The organism is Microbaculum marinisediminis (assembly GCF_025397915.1).
Taxonomy (GTDB): domain Bacteria; phylum Pseudomonadota; class Alphaproteobacteria; order Rhizobiales; family Tepidamorphaceae; genus Microbaculum; species Microbaculum marinisediminis.
Genome location: NZ_JALIDZ010000005.1, coordinates 222786 through 241610, shown reverse-complemented (window position 1 = coordinate 241610; position 18825 = coordinate 222786). Strand labels below are relative to the sequence as shown.

The window sequence follows — 18825 nt, the reverse complement described above, 5'->3', positions numbered from 1 at the left end:
GGATGCTCACCGAACGACGACGGATGCTCCGATCGGGACGCGGTTGTAGAGATCGATCGCATCCGTGTTGCTCAACCGAAAACACCCCGAGGTAACGGCCGCGCCGACGGCCTCGTTGTCGTTTGTGCCGTGAATCCGGTACAGCGTGTCGCGCCCGTTCTGGTACAGATAGAGGGCACGCGCACCGAGCGGATTGTGCGGACCGGGCGGCACGAACTCCGGCAAACCGGGCTTGCGCGCCCGCATTTCCGCTGGCGGTCGCCACGCCGGCCATTCCTGTTTCGCGCCGACCCTTGCGACACCCGTCCAGCCGAAGCCCTCACGCCCGACCCCGATGGCATACCGGTAGGCGCGGCCGCCGGGCAGAACCAGGTACAGGGCGCGCTCGCCGGTTTCGACGACGACAGATCCCGCGGCGATATCCTGCGTGTAGGCGACGTCCTGCCGGCTGGTCGGGCCCAGCGTGCGCGGCACGCTCCACTGCTGCCCCTGCGCGGCGACGTCGTATGACCAGTTCAGCACCATCCCGAGAGCCAGAACGACTGGCGCAAGGGCGCTCACGATCGTTTGAACCATGATGATCTGCTCTTCTTTGCTGCGACATGTGGTTCGAGCCAGGCTTCGAACTCCTTGACCAACCCGGACCGGGCGCCGAGGTCGCGCCAGAGAAGCCCGCGATTCAGCGCTTCGGACGCGAGCGCCCAGTCCTCCGGCAGGAAAGTCAGCTGCGAGGTCGTGAACACCGACTTCATTTCCGTCTTCGAAAGGTCCTTGGAAAACAGGCCGCTTCGCACCTTATTGACGACGACGTTCAGCCTTTCGGCGGACACCCCGCCCCCCTCCGCGGCGGCGTAGAGGTCGCGGGCGAAACGCAACGCGGGGATCGTCGCTTCCGTCACCACCGTGACCAAGTCCGAGGCGTTGAGCACGCCCTGTCGCCACGGCGCGTCGTGCGAGGGCAGATCGATCACCGTCGTCGGATAGCGATAAGCCGCGATATCGAGCAGGCGGAAAATGAACTCGTCCGCCCCGGGCCACCATTCCAGATGCGGGCAGCGCAGCGAGAGCACGGCGAAACCGGCCGCGTGCTCGCGCTTGATGATATCCAGCAGCTCGAGGTCGATCCGTTCGGGATGCTGAACGAGTTCGCCGACATCGAACTCCGAACCGGCGAGATCGAGATAGGTTCCGGCTGCGGCCCGCGTGAAGTCGAGGTCGACGAGGCACGTCTCGATGCTTCCGGCGCGCTTGCGCGATTTCGCCGCCGATGCGGCCGCGGCGATCGACAGGGACGTGGCGCCTGCGCCTCCGACCGCCGGCACGAACGCCAACACGCGGTTCTGGCCGTGGCGCACGGTCTGGACCTGCGCGGCGACGGCCTCAAGAAGCTGTCGGTTGTCGATCGGGTGCTTGAGCCAATCGGACGCACTGAGCTGAACGACCCGGCGCAGTCCTTCGGCAGACAAATCGCCAGAAAGGACGATACGTGGCGCATCCCCTATTCCGCGAAGCACGTCCGCCAGCTGCGGGTTATCGAGAACCTCGCCGTCCCCGACATCGATGAGGACGAGATCGGCAAATGTCGATCCCACGTTGCCCGGAGCCGTATCGCCGATGTCGACGTCGACGACCTCGTAGGCGGGAACGGCGGACAGACGCGACCTCAGGGCTTGTCGCACATCGGCGCTTTGCGAAATCACCACTATGATGCGCCGATCCGGCGCGGGTCCCGGTCCCATGTGCGAAATCACCATCAGAATGTCGTCGAGAGGTCTTCACCGGTAATGGTACCGGTCATTGGCGGAATCTCCATCTGCCCGAGGCCGAGGAGTCCAGCCAGGAAAAAGAAGTTGAAGTTAAGATCCTGCAGTTGCACGCGGATCGTCGGAACGGGGCCGCCCGGGCGGGCGGCGTAGCCGAGGCCGCTGTAGGTATATTCGACGACGACGTTTGCGGTCCCCAGCGGCGGGTTCCTCTGGAAGACGTCGCACATGCCCCGCGCGCCGGTGCCGAAAGGCGGACCACACGTACCATCCGCACCGAAGACGATGCGATTGAGAGCGGCCGCATCGACGTCCAGTCCACCAAGACCGATGCAGGTGGGCGAAGCACCGTTGCAGACCACGGAGTAGCTTTTGCTCGGATCGCCGGGAGCGATCTCTGCATTCAACTCCGCGACCTTAGCCGCAAGACCGGTCGCAACCGGGTTCGAGACTGCGGCAAGCCGCGCACCGACCTGCACCGCCTTGGACGCCTGGTTCCACTGATAGAGCGCGTATCCGAAGTCCACGAATCCGAGCGTCACCAGGAAGAGCAGCACGATGACCAAAGTCATTTCGACCATCGTGGCGCCCTCGTTTTCTGCAAGGAAGGCGCGCGCACGTCGGTTCACCATCCGATCACCCGCTGCTCATGGGCGACGTTGATGTCGATGGGACTGGTGACAGCTCCGAGGTTCTCCAGAAACGCCAGCAACCCTCCGCCGGTATAGGAATAAGTGGTCTCGACGCGGACGACCCTTAGCCACGAGCCGCGATACATGGGATTATTGGCTTCATCGAGCGGGGTCGGCTCGTCGATAGGATACGTAATGTCGGCAGGACTCATGGTCCATCCATCGACGCGGCTCTGGCCGGTGCCTTGGGGATTGCCGTAAACGGCGATATTGACGGCGGTGCCTTTGCAGGTCGCTTCCGCCGCATTGCATCGCGACATGTAGCGGGCCGCATCACGCACGCCCGTCTCGATGAGCATCTTCTGATAGAACAGGGTACCGAACTCGAAGACGCCGGCGCAAAGGACGAGCAGGAACGGCATCAGAACGGTGACCTCCAACAGCGCCGCTCCGCGCGTATCGCGGGCAAAGCGCCGGAGATGGCGATCGACCGATGGTGATTCAAACCGTGACCCGCGCGCCGCCATCGCGCTCACCGGTAGAGCTGCACGTCGTCGCGCTCGAAATCGTCCATCGTACCCCGGCCTGCATGGCCGGTCACGTCGACGAGTTCGACAAACACCGACGCCGCGTAGGGGTACGTGTTTTCATCTTCCTGCCCCTTCGGCACCTTTCTTACAGGCTCTGTTAAAAAGAAGCTCGCAAAAGCCCTGACCGGCAGCCCCTTCTCGTTGCCGCCCAGATTGTAGCCTAGGCTCTCAAGCCGCTGGCAATCGAGAAGGGCGCCGTAAATAAGCCGCCGGTCGACATTCGTCACCGGCGCCCCGCACTGGCCGGGTGGGACACCAGTTTCGCCATCGGCGGACTGGTTGGTCACCATGTTGTTGTCGATTTCGTAGCGGTAGACCTCGTAACGGGTGGGCTTGTTCCCCGCCGTCCAGTCGGAGGGATACGGTGCGCTGCCGTGATTGATGCTCCAATAGCCCGGCGTGACATTTCCGAACTCGTCCGTCTTGTCGAAAAATTGCCATTCCCCATCGCCCATGCGGCCGTCCATGTAGGGACAGGATCCATCCGCGAAACAGAAGTCTGGCTCGAGACCCATGATCTCGTCCAGATCCGGATTGGTGGGGTCCCGCCAATCCATCTTGTTACTTTGGGGGCAATTGTTGCCATTTGAAATGCCGCCCTTCCGCACATTCGCCGCGGGGCCATATTGAGCGCCGTTGAAGTTCGCGCCCGGCTCCTGCATGCCGAAACGAACGTTGAATGCGTCCTTCACAGGCCCGGAACTTTGGCCCGGCTTGGTGTCCACGCCTCGCCGCGAGAAACAACTTCTCGGCGTCGAGCTCGCGATCATCTCGGCGAGTGCGCGGGCGCCGTTGCGGCCATCGGAGGCGAGGAAGCCAAAATCGCCGGGGAAGTATGACGTATCCTTACCAACGCTTCGCAACTCGATAAGCCGTCGGCGGCCACCCCTGGTCTCGACGGCATTCTGCAGCGTAAGCCCCCCGGCGGCCGCCGGATTTTCGTAAGGGTTGCAAATGAAAACCGGAGTATAGTTGCACACCGCGCTGTTGAAGCCAGCCACAGCCGAGGCCGACGTCTCGAACGCATTGCTGGCGGCACCGAGGAAGGTTGCCGGAAAGATCGCCGTTATCTGCGTCGGGTTTATCCTCACCTCTACGAACTGCGCCTCCAGAGGATCGGTCGTCTCGTAGGCCGCCGTGATCGGGTCGTCGTCGTCGGGGGGCAGGCCGCTCAGGTATCGCCGGGTGATATCGCCGGGAAAAGTGAGCGTGTGAAACTGCAGATCCGACAAGCTGTGCGAATTCTTGACCAGTTCCTCGAGCGCGCGATCGGCCCGGTCGATTGCATCGTCGCCGCCATCCAACTCCGCCGCCGCGGCGAGCGCAAACGCATCCGCGCCCTTCTGCAGATCATAGTGAAGGTTGTAGACCCGCGACGCATCGACGGCGAGCAGGGCGAAGCCGATCAGGGCCGGCAGGGTCACCGTCACGAAAACAAGGGCGGAACCGTCCTGGGAACGGGCGAAACGTCTGAACATCGCACCTCTCGCTCGGCGTGGCCCTCTAGTTGTTGATATTCACGTTGACGACGGACTGCTGCTGTTGCGGAGCCGGCGGGTTGGTGTACCGCTTGGTCACCGTCTCGATCCGTTTTCCGCTACCGCCTGTCAGCGCGCGGCGGGACGCCGGCGGCCAGGGATCGATCGTCTGGACCGCTATGTTCGTGTTCTGGGCGTCGGGCGCCGCGAACGTCACATAGTCGCTGTGGTTGAGATAGTCGGCGCAGCCGCCGAGCGTGGCACCGACCACGAGCAGCGCCGCGACGGAAGGCCAACGAAGTCTAGTATTTTGTGTAGGCATTATACTGTCCCGGCGGTAGCTCGATGATGTGGCCGAAGGGTCCGACAACGCCGGCGCCCTCTTCGAAGCTTCGCAGCATCTTGTCGTTCACTTCCAACATACCGAGCGCGAAGAACTCGGGATCGTTCGAGGGGCGCGCCGAGTCCAGCGGCGTCTTGAGCGGTTCGCCGGGTTTGGCCGGCCTCACGAGGTGCGGCGTGACGATGATCACGAGATCGGTTTCTTGCTTCAGGAAAGACGAGGATCGGAACAAGGCGCCGAGCACCGGCAATTGCCCCAGCCACGGCACCTGCTCCTGCGTCTTTACGCTGTCGCTCTGCAGCAGGCCCGCGATGGCGAAGCTCTGCCCGTCGTTCAGCTCGACCGTCGTTTGCGCATTCCGGACGATAAAGGCAGGCACCTCGATGTCCTGGGTCCGGATCGCGTTGGTGAAGTCCACCTGGCTGACCTCGGGCGCCAGCCGCAGGTTGATCGTGCCGTCATCGAGCACGACCGGGGTAAACTGCAGCAACACACCATATTTCTTGAACTCGATACTGATGGTGTTGTCGTCCTGAGCGACCGGTATGGGAACTTCGCCGCCGGCAAGGAACTGTGCCGTCTCCCCGGACAGCGCCGTCAGGTTCGGTTCGGCGAGGCGCCGCGCGAGGCCTTTGTCCTCGAGCGCCTGGATCAGAACGTCGGCAATGACCCCCTCATCGAGCACGCGCGCCACAAAGGTGCCGAACGGAACCGCACTGCCGATGAAAGGACTGATGATCTGAGTCAGCGGCACGCCGTCGTTGTCGATACTGGTCGGGGGAAAGAACCGACCTGTGCGCAGGCCAAGACCAGTGTCGCGATCGCGCACGGACCAGCTCACGCCGAGGTCGCGGCCGGCGTCGCGCCTGGCCTCGATAAACCTTACTTCAAGCAGTACCTGCTGGGCGTTGAGCACGCGGATCGAGTTGATGACCGGGTCCGCGGTGTATTGCTGGGCGATATCCAGCACCTTCTGCAGGGTCAGCCCGTCCGGAACGCTGCCGCTCAGCCGCAAACGGCCGTTCACCGACTGCACCAGAACCTGTGAACTGGGCGCCGCCTGCCGTAGCGCCGAGCTGAGGTCGCGCGTGTCCACGCCGACCTCGATGTCGATCACGCCGATCAGGCCGCTCTGGCGGTCGTAGACGGCCACGTTGGTGCGGCCGGGCTTCTTGCCCAGGATGTAGAGCGAGCGGTCGGTGAGCGGCAGCACGTCGGCGATTTCCTTGTCGCCCACGAGGATGTCGCCGACCTCCTCGGTCGTGCGGATGGTGCTCGACTGGCCGTAGGGCACCATGATCTCGCTCGCCCCGCCCTCGGAGAAGTCGACGAGGCGATCGGCCAGCGCCCGGCTGCCCCAGATCCCGCCGCCCCACATGCCGCCGCCCGACAAGAAGACGACCAGCGCGGCGACGAACAGGACCGCCCCCGGCATCCGAGCGATGCCGGTAGCCCTGCTCACTTTTTCTGCTAGCCCCCCCATATCCATGAGACCCTGCTTTGCTGCCTTAGTTGTCCATAGGGTTGCGCAGAACATCCGCGCACAGAACCCGGCGATCCCCATCCACAAGCGATTTCGGAAAGGTGGTGTAGTCCAGCGACACCCTCGTCAGGCGTATACGTCTTTCCACGAAGCGCGCGCCTGGCTAACGCTTTTGGACTACGCCGAACTGCCCCACCCGCTTCCGATCGACTAGCGTTCCTTCTGCACCTGGTATTCCGACCGTTCCATTCCGCGAATGACGCCGACGGTGGCGAAGCTCGGCCGCAGCACCGACTTTTCGGCCTCGTCTTCCTCCGGCTCGACGAACGGTCCGCCGGTGCCCAGATCGCCGATGGTCACCCGGCGCGTCGCCTCGCCCGTGTCCGAAAGCACGTTGCGCAGCGCCAGCGACAGCTGCCCGACATTCGCGGCCAGCGTCAGCTTCTGCGCCTGTTCCGTACCGACTTCGACCGTCACCGCCTTCGCCACCTGCGGGTCGTCGGTCCGGTCGTCGGCAAGCTGGTCGATCGCCAGCACCTTGATGTTCTGCAGCAGCACGTCGATGTAGGCCTTGCGCGATTCGTCGGACGGGCTGCGGTCCTGGCGCGTCAGCATGATGTCGACGCGGTCGCCCGGAAGCACGAAGCCGGCGACGCCGAGAACGTCGTTGACGCGGATCGTCACCGCCTTCTTGCCCTCGGCCAGAACCGCCGAGAGCGTGGCGCGCTGGCCGGGGCCCGTCACCTTCCATTCGAGCACGGGTTCGTTCGCCTCGAGCGCGGTGATGACGTAGCGATCGCCGCTTTCCAGCAGCTCTTCCTTGCGCATGAAGGCGCCGTTGGGCCGCGCGCCCGACGGCCAGGGAATCTGCTTGAGGTTATCGGGCTGCAGCCGGTCGCCGAAGCGCAGCGCCGTGGCCGCGACGACGACGGTATCGGTCGGAGAGAGGGTCGCCTCGGCCGAGGTCGTGAACTGGCTGCGCTGGGTGTCCAGCCAGACCTTGGTCACCACGACCGCGCCGATGCCGAAGACAACGGCGAGGCCCAGCATCAGGAGCGAGTTGCCACGCATTACCTGTCTCCATACTCCGTCCGCGCCCTACCTGTACTGAGGCGAGCAATGCCATTTCGAAGGAATTGTGCCGCAAACCGAGAGTTTGCCGATTTGTGGCCGCCGCATAAGCAACACGGCGGCCACAAAGATTGTCGGCTAGACCATCAAGACCAACCTGCTCCCGTTAAGGCATTCTGGAGAGCCGTCCACTGGTTCTCGAGGTAACCGCCGATAATCACCACCGTGGCGATCACGCCAACTGTGATGATACCCAGCAGGACCGTGTATTCGATCATCGCGGCGCCGTCTTCCTCATCGCGGAAACGCCTGACGATTTCCAAAGCCTTACGCATGTCTTCCTCCATTCGAAAGCTCGGACACGCCCCCGTCTCAACCACGATCAACCGTTGGCTGCGCCGGGCCTGTCCCCAAGTAAAAGCCTAATGGAATGTTAATCGGCGTGTCAAAGCGGGTTTTTAAAAGATATTTCCTATAGTTAACAAGGACAGCATCTTAATAAATAGCGCGATCACCTCCCGTTTTACCGTGGATAACTCTTTCGAAGTATGCCAAATACGCCTTTTGACGTAATCAATACATTTCCACATGCAGTCTGAATTAAGCATCTTCGCAATCTCACACCCAAATCGACTTGCCAGGCAATTGCTGCCAACCCGATCGGCCGCTATCGTCGCCTCGTAATTTAGGCGAAACAGTTCTCACCCTATGGTTGCAGACATGCTGGGACGTTTCAGTCGCACGAGACAGGGCCCGGAGGCGGATGGTTCCGCCGATGGTTCTCTGGCGGTCCTTCCCGCCATCGACGGCGAGGCAAGACGCGAACCGACTCTCGCACCAACGCCGGCGCGGGAGGCAAACCAGACCAAATCAGCCCAAGCCAGCGCAACGCAGGCCAGCGATCGCTATCTGGCGACCAAGGTGGCGCTGCATCGTCACCTGATCGACCAGATAAACCTCGGCGTGCTGGACCGCATCGGGCGCGAGGAACTGGCCGGCGAGATCCGCCCGTTCGTGCGCGAATACGTGCGCGAGCAGTCGGTGGTCGTCAACGCGCGCGAACTGGAGCAGCTCGTCTCGGATGTCGCCGACGAGATGCTCGGCCTCGGCCCGATCGAGCCCCTGCTGAAGGACGACAATGTCACGGACGTGCTGATCAACACGCACCGCCAGGTCTATATCGAGCGGTTCGGCCAGCTCGAACTGACGCCGATCCGGTTCAAGGACGAAGCGCACCTCATTCGCATCATCAACAAGATCGTCTCCGCCGTCGGGCGGCGCGTGGACGAATCCGCCCCGATGGTGGATGCCCGCCTACCCGACGGCTCGCGCTTCAACGCGGCGATCAAGCCGGTCGCCGTCGACGGGCCGCTCGTATCGATCCGCAAGTTCTCGCGGCATCCGTATTCCCTCGAGAAGCTTCTGGAATTCGGAAGCATTCGCCCCGCGATGATCGAGCTCGTGACCGCCGCGGTCCAGGGGCGGATCTCGGTTCTGGTCTCCGGCGGCACCGGCTCTGGCAAGACGACGATGCTCAACGCCCTGTCTGCCCATATCTCGCACAAGGAACGCCTCGTCACGATCGAGGATGCGGCCGAGCTTCAGCTTCAGCAGCCCCATGTCGGCCGCCTGGAGACGCGCCCGCCGAATGTCGAGGGGCGCGGCGAGATCCGCCAGCGCGAACTCGTCAAGAACGCGCTGCGGATGCGCCCGGACCGGATCATCGTCGGCGAGGTGCGCGGCGAAGAGGCCTTCGACATGCTGCAGGCCATGAATACCGGCCACGAAGGCTCGATGACGACCATTCACGCCAACGCGCCGCGCGACGCCCTATCGCGCCTGGAGCAAATGGTCGGCATGGCCGGAATGCCGATGGACCAGCGTTCGATACGCGGTCAGATCGCGTCCGCCATCCGCCTCGTCATCCAGGTCCAAAGGCTGTCTGACGGCGGGCGCCGCATCATCAGCATCAGCGAGATCACCGGCATGGAAGGCGACGTCGTCCAGATGCAGGAGATCTTCAAGTTCGTGAAGAAGGCCGTCGACGAGGACGGGCGGATCGTCGGCGAGTTCCGTGCCACCGGTATCCGCCCGCGCTTCCTCGACGAGATTGCCGCCCTCGGCTTCCACGTCTCGCGTGAGAGCTTCGATCCGTCGCGGGCCCTGTAATGTTCGGCGCGCAGTCTCTCACCTATCTCGTCTACTTCATGGTGCTCGCCAGCGCGGTCCTCGCGGTCGAGGGGCTGTATCTGGCCTACAGCCGCCGCCGCGCGCGGCGCGGGGCCGTGAATCGGCGACTCGGGCTGATGCGGGATACCGGCGACAGCCAGAACGTCCTGGAGGAGTTGCGCAAGGAGCGCGGGCTGACCGCCGACGGCGACTACACCCTGCCCTGGCTGGCGCTGAACCGCCTGTTCCTGCAATCGGGGATGCGCGGCAGCTTCGCCAGCTTCATCGGTATGTTCCTGATCGCCGGCATAACGCTCGCCATCATCGTGTACATGATCGACCGCTCGGTGCTGCTGTCGCTCATGACCGGCGCCGCCGTCGGGTTCGCACTTCCGGCCATGGTGCTGGTCCGGATGCGCAGCCGCCGGCGCGCGCGTTTCGCCGAGCAGCTTCCCGACGCACTGGACATCATCGTTCGCAGCCTGCGGGCCGGGCACCCGACCCCCGTTTCCCTGGCGCTTGCCGGGCGCGAACTGCCTGATCCGATCGGCAGCGAGTTCGGGATTGTCGCCGACGAACTAACGTATGGCCTCGATCTCGAGACCACGATGCGCAACCTGCTGGAACGCGTCGGGCTGGACGAGCTTCGGCTCGTCGTGGTTTCTCTTGCGATCCATGGTCGTACCGGTGGGAATCTGGCCGAGATACTCTCCAATCTGGCCAAAGTCATTCGCGAGCGCTTCAAGCTTCGCCGGAAGATCCAGGCGATTTCATCCGAAGGCCGCTGGTCCGCGATCAGTCTCTCGCTGTTTCCCTTCGGCCTGTTCGCCGCCATCAATCTTCTAGCCCCGACCTATTTCGGCGACATCTGGGATCACTGGATCGTGTCGCCGCTGATCTTCGGCATGCTCACGCTGATGGCTGTCGGCGACTTCATTATGTACCGCATGGTCAATTTCGATTTCTAGGATGGCGCACCGATGATCGACCAGATCGGCACACGGATGTCCGCCGTCCTGACCGGCGCCGGCGGGGAATGGGTTCTTCTGGCGCTGGCATTCGCGGCGGCGGTGGCGACATTCCTGTTCGCCTCCTTTCTCGTTCTGCCGCGGCTCGAGACGCGGCGGCGCATTCGAGAGCAGCTGCTCAAGAAGAACATTCCAACGCACGCTCTCCTCGCCGGTCAGGCGGAGGAGCGCGCGCGGGCATTGCTGCCGCTGACCGACTATTACGCCGCGATCGAGGAAAACGCCGAGCCGGATTCCATCCGCGCCCGCCTGCATCGGGCCGGCTTCTATGGCCCCAATGCCCCGACGGTTTTCCATCTGGTCCGCGTCGGCCTCTGGGCCGGTGCCTTCGCCGTCGGCTTCGCGGCCGGGCGTATCTTCTTTCCCGGCTTTCCGGTCTCCATGCTGTTCATTCTGACGTTCATCTACTCGCTGCTGTTCCTGCTCCTGCCGAGTTTCGTGCTCGACCATATGGGGCGCAGCCGGGAACTCGCCTATCGGCGCGCCTTTCCCGATTTCATGGACATGATGGTGGTCTGCACCGAGGCGGGTCTCGGCCTCGAGGCGGCGACGGAAGAGGTATCCGAGGAACTGGCCTCGACCAACAGTGCGCTGGGGCTACACCTAAAGGTCATGACGCTCGAAATGCGGGCCGGACGCACGATGCGCGAAGCCTTGCACAATCTTTCCCGGCGCATAAACATCGAGGAGGCGCGGGCGCTGGCTGTCCTGTTCCAGCAATCGGAAGAGCTCGGCACCAGCCTGAACGAGGCGCTGCGGGTCTACAGCGCCGAAATGCGCGACAAGCGGATGATGTCGGCGGAGGAGAAGGCGAATGCCCTCCCGGTGAAGATGGTGTTTCCCTTGGGGTTCTGCGTCTTCCCGGTCATTCTCGTGATGGTGCTCGCCCCCGTCTTCATCCGCATGAGCGGCGTCTTTTTCTAGGGTTTCGAAAACAAGGGGGACTCCGACAATGAAAAGCCGCGCAGCCCAGATCGGCCTTCTGATCGGCCTGATGACGCTCGCCGGGTGCCAGAGCGACGGAGGGGGCATCGGCGACTTTTCCTCCTTCGCCAATCCCGAAAGCGGGATGCAACCGGCGCCACCGCCCAAGTTCTACCCCGACGACCAGGTGCTCCAGGTCGCCAAGGTGGAGTTCGCGCAGGGCAACTACGGCAACGCGCAGCACTATTTCCAGCGCTCGGTCGAGGTGATGCCGAACGACGCCGAAGCCTGGCTCGGCCTCGCCGCCTCCTACGATCGCCTGCGCCGGTTCGATCTCGCCGACCGCGCCTACCGGGAGGCCGGCCGGTATATCGGCAATACGGTGGTCTACCTGAACAACCGCGGATACTCCTACCTGCTGCGCGGCGACCTCGTGCGCGCGCGCCAGGATTTCCTCAAGGCCTACGAGCTCGAACCGGCGAACCCGACCGTGGCCAACAACCTCGCCATGCTGCGCGACAGCGTTTCGTATCCGCGCAGGACGTGACGCGTGGACTGGGAGCGTTGGGACTGGGCGCGCTTGGATTGGGCTGCCGCTGGAGAGCTGGCGGTTCTCGCCGTGGCCGCCGTGTTGCTCGCCAGGATCGCCCGGTCTGATTTCACGACGCTGAAGATCCGCAATCGCGACCTCGTTCTGCTGCTCGCGCTCCTGCCGCTCTGGCTGCTGGCGGGGGCCCGCCCGGCGCTGCCGCACCTCGCGGTGGGCGCGGCTCTGTTCGCGATGACGTTGCTGTTCTGGCTCGCCGGAAAACTCGGCGCCGGCGACGTCAAGCTCTTCGGCATCGCCGGCGCGTTCGCGGGCCCCGGCGGGGCCCTGCTCTTCTCCGCCACCCTGCTGGCCGGAGCGATCCTGATGCTTGCGATCTACCGCAGTTCCTGGCTCGTCCTCGGCACCGGAGCGCCCTGGTCGGCGCGGCTGGTGGAACTGGTGGAAAGCCGGAAGGTGCCCTACGGCGTCGCCATCTCCGCCGCGCTGGCGGTCACGATGCTAGCGGCCGTCATCCGATAGTCCGCCGCCAGGTCCGGCGGTCGCTCCAGCGGCCCTGCCCGCGACCCGAGAGCCGGCCATCCTGGCCTTCAGCGCGCGGCTGGCCCTGCGATCCTCGGCGATCTGCCCGGCGGCGGCGGCGAGATACCACACCGCCAGCGCCCACAGCACGAAGACGAGCCCGAGCTCCGGACTCGTGATCACCTGGGTGAAGATGAATACTACCGCGAAGGACTTCACTGCGTACCCCCGGTTGCAGGGGCAAAACCATACAGTCTGCGTCGCGCGCACTCAACCCGCCTCGCCACCCCGCCCGGCCAGCCTCTGGCCGGCGGCCGGCGGGCGGCGTTAACCATACGCACATACTTTGCCGGCATTGTATTATGCGAGGTGCGGCGTACCGAGATCGCGATTCGGAGGACGGTCGCGAGAGCACCTTGGCCCGCCCCGGCGCCCCATCCTCCCAGACGCCGGGGCGGGGTCTTCCGACCCCGCAGCCCGTCTCACCCGACCGGCGCGGTGTCCCCGAGCCGGCGCAGCGGCATGCCGGCCGTGACGTTGTCCTCGATGGCATCGAGGTTCCGGCCCTTGGTCTCCGGCAGCCAGATCATCGAGATCGCCAGCGCGACGCCGCAGACCGCGGCGAAGAAGAAGAACACGCCCGACAGGCCGACCAACGAGACCCCGGTCAGGAAGAACAGCGCGACGAGCGCGTTGAACAGCCAGCTCGTCGCCGACGCCGCCGCGATGCCCGTTTCCCGGATCTTCGAGGGCACGAGTTCCGACATCAGCACGTAGGGCAGCGGCCCGAGGCTGATGGCGAACGCGGCGATATAGACGCACAGGCCGACGAGGCCGAGCATCGGATAGTCCTGCGTCTGCGCCGCCACGACGCCGAGCAGTCCGACGATCATCGCCAGCGATCCGACGATCGCCAGCGGCCGGCGGCCGAGCCTGTCGACGGTCGCGATGGCGACGATAGTGGCGGCGACGTTGATGACCCCGAGGCCGAACGTGGCCCCGAGCGCCGCAAGGCCCGGGGTGAAGCCGAGCTCGATGAAGATCGTCGGCGCGTAGTAGAGAATGCCGTCGATCCCGCTGAGGTTCTGCAGGATGAACATCCCGCAGCACAGCAGCAGGACCGCGACGACGGTCCGGTTGCGAAGCAAGGCCCCAAATGTCTCGAGACCCGCGGACCCCTTGGCGCCGGGCGCGTCGGCGCGCGCGGAGTCCATCTGCGGCTGATGCAGGAACCCGAGTTTCGCCGCGGCGAACGCGGCGTCCCTCCCCCGCCCGGCCGCATCGAGCCAGATCGGGCTTTCCGGAACGCTCGCCAGCGCCAGGATGCCGACGAGGGCGATGATGCCGCCGCCACCTATCGCCGATGCCCACCGCGTGGGATCCTCCAGCGCCAGGGGAACCGCGTAGGCGGCGAGGATGCCCAACGTCACCGCCAGCTGAAACAGCGACACCACGCTGCCGCGGTGGCGCGCCGGCGTCGCCTCCGCCGCGTACATCGGCCCGACCATGGACGACAGGCCGACCGCCAGGCCAATGAGGACACGCGCGCCGATAAGCCACCAAAGGCCAGGATGAAACAGCGTGAGGCCATATCCGGCGATGGCCAGCGCGAACGCGATCAACAGTGCCATTCGCCGCCCCAAAGTGCGGGCGGCCGGCCCCGCCGCAACCGCGCCGACGAAGCAGAAGAACACCAGCGAAACGGTGAAATACTCCTTGCCGGACGTGTCGAGATCGAATTCCCGGGCGATCTCGTCCAGCCATCCGGCGATACTCGCGGTGCTGTAGCCGAACAGCAGGCCGCAGCAGGCCGTCAGAAGGGCGACGCGCGCAAGGGCGAAGGCGAGCGCGCCGTCAGCTCCGGACCACCGCGTCATGCCGCCGCCATGGCGTGCTGTTTTTCGATGTCTTCCAGGGTGACGCCTTTGGTCTCCGGCGCGTAGCGCCAGGCATAGATGGCCCCGATCGTGCAGAACGCGCAGAAGATGGCGAATGTCGCGGCTGCCCCGAAGTAGAGGACAACGACGGGAAACAGGAACACCACGAGGAAGTTGCAGGACCAGTTGGCGACCGACGCCATGGCCATGCCCTTGCTGCGCAGGGCGAGCGGAAACAGCTCGGACATATAGAGCCAGGGCAGCGGCCCCAGGCTGATCGCGAAGAAGGCGATATAGGCGAACAGGCCCACGAGAGCCACGGGCGCCAGGTGCGGCGTGGATTCCATCATGGTGACGGCGATGACGGCGAGGCTGATCGCGGTGCCGATGAAACCGATGATGAACAACGGCCTGCGGCCGAATTTGTCGACGGCGTACATGGCAACGATCGTCAACAGGACATTGACGACGCCGACGCCGACCGTGGCGGCGAGTTGCGTCGTGATGCCGTCGAAGCCGGCATGCCCCATGATCGTCGGGGCGTAGTAGATGATCGCGTTGATGCCACTGACCTGCTGCAGCAGGAAGGCGGCGATCGTGAAGAACACGATGGGCCTCACCTCGTCGGACAGAAACGCACGCCAGCCGGAGGTGTGCGTTTCGACCGAGTGCGAGTGGACGATATCGTCGACGATACGGCGCGTTTCCTCGTCCGTGAGGTGCGGCTGGACCGCCGCGATCACCTCCTGCGCTTCCCCGGTCCGCCCGCGCATGGCCAGCCAGCGCGGACTTTCCGGCGCGCGCAGGATCCCGAGCAGGCAGATCACCGCGGGGACGGCGCCCAGGCCCAGCATCCAGCGCCACGCCCCGAGCGGATCGAGCGCGTAGCTCAGCAGGTAGGACACCAGGATGCCGACCGTGATCATGAGCTGGAAGGCGGAGACGATCGCCCCGCGATGGCGCGCCGGCGCGAGCTCGGCCAGGAACATCGGCGCGGCCATCGCGGACGCGCCGATCGCGATGCCGAGTATCAGGCGCGCGAAGATCAGCATCCACTCGTTGTGGGACAGGCCGCTGGCGATGGCGCCGATGGCGAACAGGACCGAGCACAGGAACAGCACCAGCCGCCGGCCGAGCCTGTCGGCGAATACGGCGGCCACGATTGCACCGGCGACGGCGCCCAGGGGCACCGACGCGGTCATGAAGCCTTCCTCGCCGGCCGAGATGTCGAACACCTGGGTGATATGCGGCAAGGCCCCCGCGATCACGCCCTCGTCGAATCCGAAAAGCAGCCCGAACAACGCCGCGAGGGCGACCAGATAGATAAGCATCCCAACCTCCGTCCTAGGTGTTCTAGTCGGCGAGACGGGCGAGAACGCCCTCGGCGTGCCGCAGCGACCACGCGGTGATCGTCAGGTAGCTGTTCGCCGATCCCTGCGAGGGCCACACCGCCGAGTCCGCGACGGAAAGGTTGGGCAGCGTCCAGAACCGGCCGAATGTATCGGTGACGCCCACACCCGGCTCCTCGGACATGCGCAAGCCACCGATCTCGTGCAGTGCCGCGCCGGGCGGGTTGATCTGGCTGCGCACGAGGTCCCCTTCGATGGCGTCTGCCACGTCCGGCAGGAAGGCCTGCATTTCATCGAGGATGCGCAGGTCGTTGGCGGTTCGGTCGTTGAGAACGACGTATTTCCCGAGCGAGTCCGGGCCGTCGCTCTGCCCGTCCGTCAGCATCACTTCGTTGTGCTCGGCGGCATCGCCGACACCGAAGCAGTAGGCGAGCAGGTAGAGCCCCTGCGGATCGCAATCGAGCCACACCGTCGCGTGGTAGGGACTGTACCAGGTCTCGTTGAACGGCCCTTGGATCTGCATGTGGAAGGGCCGCGACTCCGTCGGCGGAATGAAGGCGTAGATCGGCTCGTTCAGCGGTTCCTTCAGCTTGAACAGCCCCTGGATGAACAGGTGGTCCGCGATATGGGTGCCGACATGGGGATGCAGATCCTTCAGCCCGGACGCCAGCGCCAGGCGGGTCGACTGAATGGCGCCACCGGCAAGCACATACTGGCGCGCGACGATGCGGAACCGCCGGTCTGCATGCGTTTCCTTGGCGATCAGCCCGGTGACTTCCCTGCCGTTGTGGTCGACGCGCTCGGCAATCGTGTCGGGGACGACGACGATCCGTCCGCGCGTCACCTCGCGGGCCAGAAGCCCGCTGCGCAACAGCCGGTCGATGGCGCAATCGAAGCCCCGCGGCACGTAGCCGTTGCGGGGCTCCTGGGTATCGATCCCGAGATAGGCGTGCTCGGCACCGATGCCGGCCTTTTCGCAGCGCCGCAAGAGCGTGTCCTGCGCTTCGCCGCGAAAAAATGGCGGCCGCTTGGCGCTGCGGCCGGACACGTGCATCAGCCGTTCCGCGGTCTGATAGTACGGTTCGAAATCATCGTAGCTGAACGGCCAGTCCGCGAAGTCCCATTCGGAAAAGCGCGGCGTGCAGCCGCCCCAGAACAGGGTGCGGCCGCCAACGGCCGACCAGGCATCGTTGTTGAGCGGCGAGGCGACACCATCCTGGTAGTGCTCGCGGTCCGACCAGGCGGTCCGGTACCGCACCAGATTGTGGATCTGCGGCGTGATATCGCCGCGGCTGCGGAACGGGGTCGATCCGACATGGCTCGGCAGCACGAAGGGACCGGCCTCCAGAATGACTACCGAGTGGCCATTCTGGGCGAGTTCGATGGCGGTGGTGACGCCGGCCGTTCCCGAGCCGACGACCAGCGCGTCGATATTCGTCGTCGCCTTGGCGATGGAAAAGGGATCTGCAGCGAGAACCGATGTGAGTGTCGACACGTTTCCTCCCGGGGGTATCAGCGATTGAAAAGGCCGTTGGCGACTTTCTGAAAAGCCAGAATGATGTCCCCGACGTCGTCGTCACTGAGCTTCGACGCGATGGACAGGAGCGCGGACCGGTCGTGCAGATCGTCGCAGACCGGCAGGTTTCCGCGGTCGTAGGACATCTCCGCCGCGAACGCGTTCGCGGGGTGGGTCCAGGGGAATCCGTCCCGTGCGTTCGATCGCTTGTGGGTCAGACTCGGAATGTTGAAATACCAGTGCAGGCCCCATTCGCGCATGGTCAGGCAGCTCAGCGCACCTTCGGGCCCGCGGATACCCTCCGCCCGCAGCGCATCGACGAACCGCGTGCATATCTCGGCGCTGGCGAATGTGGTGATGAGGAAGGGACCGCTATCGCCCTTGGGGTCGGGCACCGCGCGAAACGTCAGGTCCGGGATATCCGACAGCGCCTCGCGGATCCGCCACTTGGCACCGCGCATGGCGCCGGTGATCGCGCGCAGCTTGCGCGACTGCGCCAGGGCCATCGCACCGGCGAGGTCCGACATGCGCGCGCCGACGCCCCAGAGCTGGCAGGTCTCGTCGGACGTATCCAGCCGACCCGCCGCATTGCGGGCGTATCCGAGATCGTGCAGCGCGACGATGCGGCGGAACAGGTGATCGTCGTCGCTGACCACCATGCCGCCGTCGCCGGACGTCATGTTCTTGTTCAGCTGAAAACTGAAGGTGGCGATGTCGCCGAACCGACCGACCGGCGTGCCGTCCTGGCTGGCACCCGCCGCCTGGGCGCAGTCCTCGATCAGCGGAATGCCGTGCTTGCGCGCGATCTCGGATATCCGCCGCACATGACCCGGCGCGCCGCTCATGTGCACCAGCAATATGGCACGGCTGCGCGGGTTGACCTTCGCTTCCAGGTCGTCCGGATCCATGCAGAAGGTCGCGTCGATGTCGACGAGCCGCGGGATCGCGCCGTTGCGCACGATCGCGGAAAGGCAGCTCACCCACATGTAGCCGGCGACCAGCACTTCGTCGCCCGGACCGATCTCCAGCGCGGAAAGCGCGATGGTCAGCGCCGCCGTTCCCGACGATACGGCCAGCGCGTGCCGGTGCCCGAAGCGCTCGCACCATTCGGTCTCCAGCGTTTCGACCATGTGCTGCGGGTCGGGACCGTAGAAGCGGAACGGGCTTTGCGCGCGGACGACGCGATCGACCAGCTCGCGCTCCTCCTCTCCGATCCAGTGCGCGCCCGGAAGCTCCCACGGCAGCGGGGCGGTTCGAACCGGCGTTCCGCCGTCGATTGCCAGTCGGTTGGCGCGTGTGGAGGGGGGCGAACCGATCACGGCGTGTCTCCTGTTTTCTGGGGCTACTGGCGAATTGCCGCTCTGAGGCAAGGCAGGCCCTTGTTTCGTCCGCCCCGGTCGACGGGGCCAGACGCGAGGCCAGCGAAACGCCGCTGATCTCGTTTTGTCACAACCGCCGTGGCCGGAATGTCGGACCGGCAGGTCGCACGCCCGACGTCACGAGGCGGCGCGAATACTGTCCGGCAAAATGTTA

General features: G+C 64.9%; 19 protein-coding genes. 5 read left to right on the top strand and 14 right to left on the bottom strand.

What is annotated here, in order from left to right; all coding sequences use genetic code 11:
* Window positions 1-6: 6 nt before the first annotated feature.
* The 9 genes from MUB46_RS12665 to MUB46_RS12625 form a co-directional block, all read right to left on the bottom strand.
* A complete protein-coding gene (locus MUB46_RS12665) occupies window positions 7-576 on the bottom strand; it encodes a L,D-transpeptidase (RefSeq protein ID WP_261616282.1) in 570 nt (189 codons plus the stop codon).
* Entirely contained in the window at window positions 558-1754 is a 1197-nt protein-coding gene (locus tag MUB46_RS12660) for a CpaE/TadZ family protein (RefSeq protein ID WP_261616281.1), read from the bottom strand. The genes MUB46_RS12665 and MUB46_RS12660 overlap by 19 nt, the downstream gene beginning before the upstream one ends.
* On the bottom strand, window positions 1754-2395 hold the full coding sequence (locus tag MUB46_RS12655; RefSeq protein WP_261616280.1) for a TadE/TadG family type IV pilus assembly protein: 642 nt from the start codon (window positions 2393-2395) through the stop codon (window positions 1754-1756). Before MUB46_RS12655 ends, MUB46_RS12660 begins: the two co-directional genes overlap by 1 nt.
* Window positions 2389-2922 (bottom strand): TadE/TadG family type IV pilus assembly protein, encoded by a 534-nt coding sequence (locus MUB46_RS12650; protein ID WP_261616279.1) that lies wholly within the window; start codon window positions 2920-2922, stop codon window positions 2389-2391. The genes MUB46_RS12655 and MUB46_RS12650 overlap by 7 nt, the downstream gene beginning before the upstream one ends.
* Before the next feature lie 5 nt (window positions 2923-2927).
* Window positions 2928-4463 (bottom strand): TadE/TadG family type IV pilus assembly protein, encoded by a 1536-nt coding sequence (locus MUB46_RS12645; protein WP_261616278.1) that lies wholly within the window; start codon window positions 4461-4463, stop codon window positions 2928-2930.
* 25 nt (window positions 4464-4488) lie between these two features.
* Window positions 4489-4785: a hypothetical protein gene (locus tag MUB46_RS12640; RefSeq protein ID WP_261616277.1), complete on the bottom strand. Its 297-nt coding sequence runs from the start codon at window positions 4783-4785 to the stop codon at window positions 4489-4491.
* Entirely contained in the window at window positions 4766-6370 is a 1605-nt protein-coding gene (locus MUB46_RS12635) for a type II and III secretion system protein family protein (protein ID WP_261616276.1), read from the bottom strand. Before MUB46_RS12635 ends, MUB46_RS12640 begins: the two co-directional genes overlap by 20 nt.
* Window positions 6371-6499: 129 nt before the next feature.
* Entirely contained in the window at window positions 6500-7360 is an 861-nt protein-coding gene (gene cpaB, locus MUB46_RS12630; protein WP_261616275.1) for a Flp pilus assembly protein CpaB, read from the bottom strand.
* A 146-nt stretch (window positions 7361-7506) separates the two neighbouring features.
* Window positions 7507-7707, bottom strand: coding sequence for a Flp family type IVb pilin (locus MUB46_RS12625; RefSeq protein WP_261616274.1), 201 nt, complete (start codon window positions 7705-7707; stop codon window positions 7507-7509).
* A 361-nt stretch (window positions 7708-8068) separates the two neighbouring features.
* On the opposite strand from MUB46_RS12625, the gene MUB46_RS12620 reads away from it, so the two are divergent.
* The 5 genes from MUB46_RS12620 to MUB46_RS12600 are packed head-to-tail and all read left to right on the top strand — an operon-like array spanning window position 8069 to window position 12550.
* Complete coding sequence (locus MUB46_RS12620; protein ID WP_261616273.1) at window positions 8069-9529, top strand: TadA family conjugal transfer-associated ATPase; 1461 nt, start codon at window positions 8069-8071, stop codon at window positions 9527-9529.
* On the top strand, window positions 9529-10497 hold the full coding sequence (locus MUB46_RS12615) for a type II secretion system F family protein (protein WP_261616272.1): 969 nt from the start codon (window positions 9529-9531) through the stop codon (window positions 10495-10497). Before MUB46_RS12620 ends, MUB46_RS12615 begins: the two co-directional genes overlap by 1 nt.
* Window positions 10498-10509: 12 nt before the next feature.
* Complete coding sequence (locus MUB46_RS12610) at window positions 10510-11481, top strand: type II secretion system F family protein (RefSeq protein ID WP_261616271.1); 972 nt, start codon at window positions 10510-10512, stop codon at window positions 11479-11481.
* Between the two features lie 28 nt (window positions 11482-11509).
* Window positions 11510-12028 (top strand): tetratricopeptide repeat protein, encoded by a 519-nt coding sequence (locus MUB46_RS12605; protein WP_261616270.1) that lies wholly within the window; start codon window positions 11510-11512, stop codon window positions 12026-12028.
* Window positions 12029-12031: 3 nt separating this feature from the next.
* Entirely contained in the window at window positions 12032-12550 is a 519-nt protein-coding gene (locus MUB46_RS12600; protein ID WP_261616269.1) for a prepilin peptidase, read from the top strand.
* Here the strand turns inward: MUB46_RS12600 and MUB46_RS12595 are convergent.
* The 5 genes from MUB46_RS12595 to MUB46_RS12575 all read right to left on the bottom strand — a co-directional run bounded on the left by MUB46_RS12595 (window position 12530) and on the right by MUB46_RS12575 (window position 18611).
* Window positions 12530-12769 (bottom strand): hypothetical protein, encoded by a 240-nt coding sequence (locus tag MUB46_RS12595; RefSeq protein WP_261616268.1) that lies wholly within the window; start codon window positions 12767-12769, stop codon window positions 12530-12532. The genes MUB46_RS12600 and MUB46_RS12595 overlap by 21 nt on opposite strands.
* 263 nt (window positions 12770-13032) lie before the next feature.
* Window positions 13033-14427 (bottom strand): sugar porter family MFS transporter, encoded by a 1395-nt coding sequence (locus tag MUB46_RS12590; protein WP_261616267.1) that lies wholly within the window; start codon window positions 14425-14427, stop codon window positions 13033-13035.
* A complete protein-coding gene (locus MUB46_RS12585; protein WP_261616266.1) occupies window positions 14424-15758 on the bottom strand; it encodes a sugar porter family MFS transporter in 1335 nt (444 codons plus the stop codon). The genes MUB46_RS12590 and MUB46_RS12585 overlap by 4 nt, the downstream gene beginning before the upstream one ends.
* 22 nt (window positions 15759-15780) lie before the next feature.
* The gene (locus MUB46_RS12580; protein ID WP_261616265.1) at window positions 15781-17271 is read right to left on the bottom strand and encodes an FAD-dependent oxidoreductase; all 1491 of its coding nucleotides are present in this window, start codon (window positions 17269-17271) and stop codon (window positions 15781-15783) included.
* A gap of 17 nt (window positions 17272-17288) precedes the next feature.
* On the bottom strand, window positions 17289-18611 hold the full coding sequence (locus tag MUB46_RS12575) for a DegT/DnrJ/EryC1/StrS family aminotransferase (RefSeq protein WP_261616264.1): 1323 nt from the start codon (window positions 18609-18611) through the stop codon (window positions 17289-17291).
* Window positions 18612-18825: the final 214 nt, after the last annotated feature.

Excerpts from the sequence above, each read along its gene's own strand:
- MUB46_RS12665 (WP_261616282.1), bottom strand. The coding sequence starts at position 576 with ATGGTTCAAACGATCGTGAGCGCCCTTGCGCCAGTCGTTCTGGCTCTC.
- MUB46_RS12660 (WP_261616281.1), bottom strand. The coding sequence starts at position 1,754 with ATGGTGATTTCGCACATGGGACCGGGACCCGCGCCGGATCGGCGCATC.
- MUB46_RS12655 (WP_261616280.1), bottom strand. The coding sequence starts at position 2,395 with ATGGTGAACCGACGTGCGCGCGCCTTCCTTGCAGAAAACGAGGGCGCC.
- MUB46_RS12650 (WP_261616279.1), bottom strand. The coding sequence starts at position 2,922 with ATGGCGGCGCGCGGGTCACGGTTTGAATCACCATCGGTCGATCGCCAT.
- MUB46_RS12645 (WP_261616278.1), bottom strand. The coding sequence starts at position 4,463 with ATGTTCAGACGTTTCGCCCGTTCCCAGGACGGTTCCGCCCTTGTTTTC.
- MUB46_RS12640 (WP_261616277.1), bottom strand. The coding sequence starts at position 4,785 with ATGCCTACACAAAATACTAGACTTCGTTGGCCTTCCGTCGCGGCGCTG.
- MUB46_RS12635 (WP_261616276.1), bottom strand. The coding sequence starts at position 6,370 with ATGGGGATCGCCGGGTTCTGTGCGCGGATGTTCTGCGCAACCCTATGG.
- cpaB (WP_261616275.1), bottom strand. The coding sequence starts at position 7,360 with ATGCGTGGCAACTCGCTCCTGATGCTGGGCCTCGCCGTTGTCTTCGGC.
- MUB46_RS12625 (WP_261616274.1), bottom strand. The coding sequence starts at position 7,707 with ATGGAGGAAGACATGCGTAAGGCTTTGGAAATCGTCAGGCGTTTCCGC.
- MUB46_RS12620 (WP_261616273.1), top strand. The coding sequence starts at position 8,069 with ATGGTTGCAGACATGCTGGGACGTTTCAGTCGCACGAGACAGGGCCCG.
- MUB46_RS12615 (WP_261616272.1), top strand. The coding sequence starts at position 9,529 with ATGTTCGGCGCGCAGTCTCTCACCTATCTCGTCTACTTCATGGTGCTC.
- MUB46_RS12610 (WP_261616271.1), top strand. The coding sequence starts at position 10,510 with ATGATCGACCAGATCGGCACACGGATGTCCGCCGTCCTGACCGGCGCC.
- MUB46_RS12605 (WP_261616270.1), top strand. The coding sequence starts at position 11,510 with ATGAAAAGCCGCGCAGCCCAGATCGGCCTTCTGATCGGCCTGATGACG.
- MUB46_RS12590 (WP_261616267.1), bottom strand. The coding sequence starts at position 14,427 with ATGACGCGGTGGTCCGGAGCTGACGGCGCGCTCGCCTTCGCCCTTGCG.
- MUB46_RS12585 (WP_261616266.1), bottom strand. The coding sequence starts at position 15,758 with ATGCTTATCTATCTGGTCGCCCTCGCGGCGTTGTTCGGGCTGCTTTTC.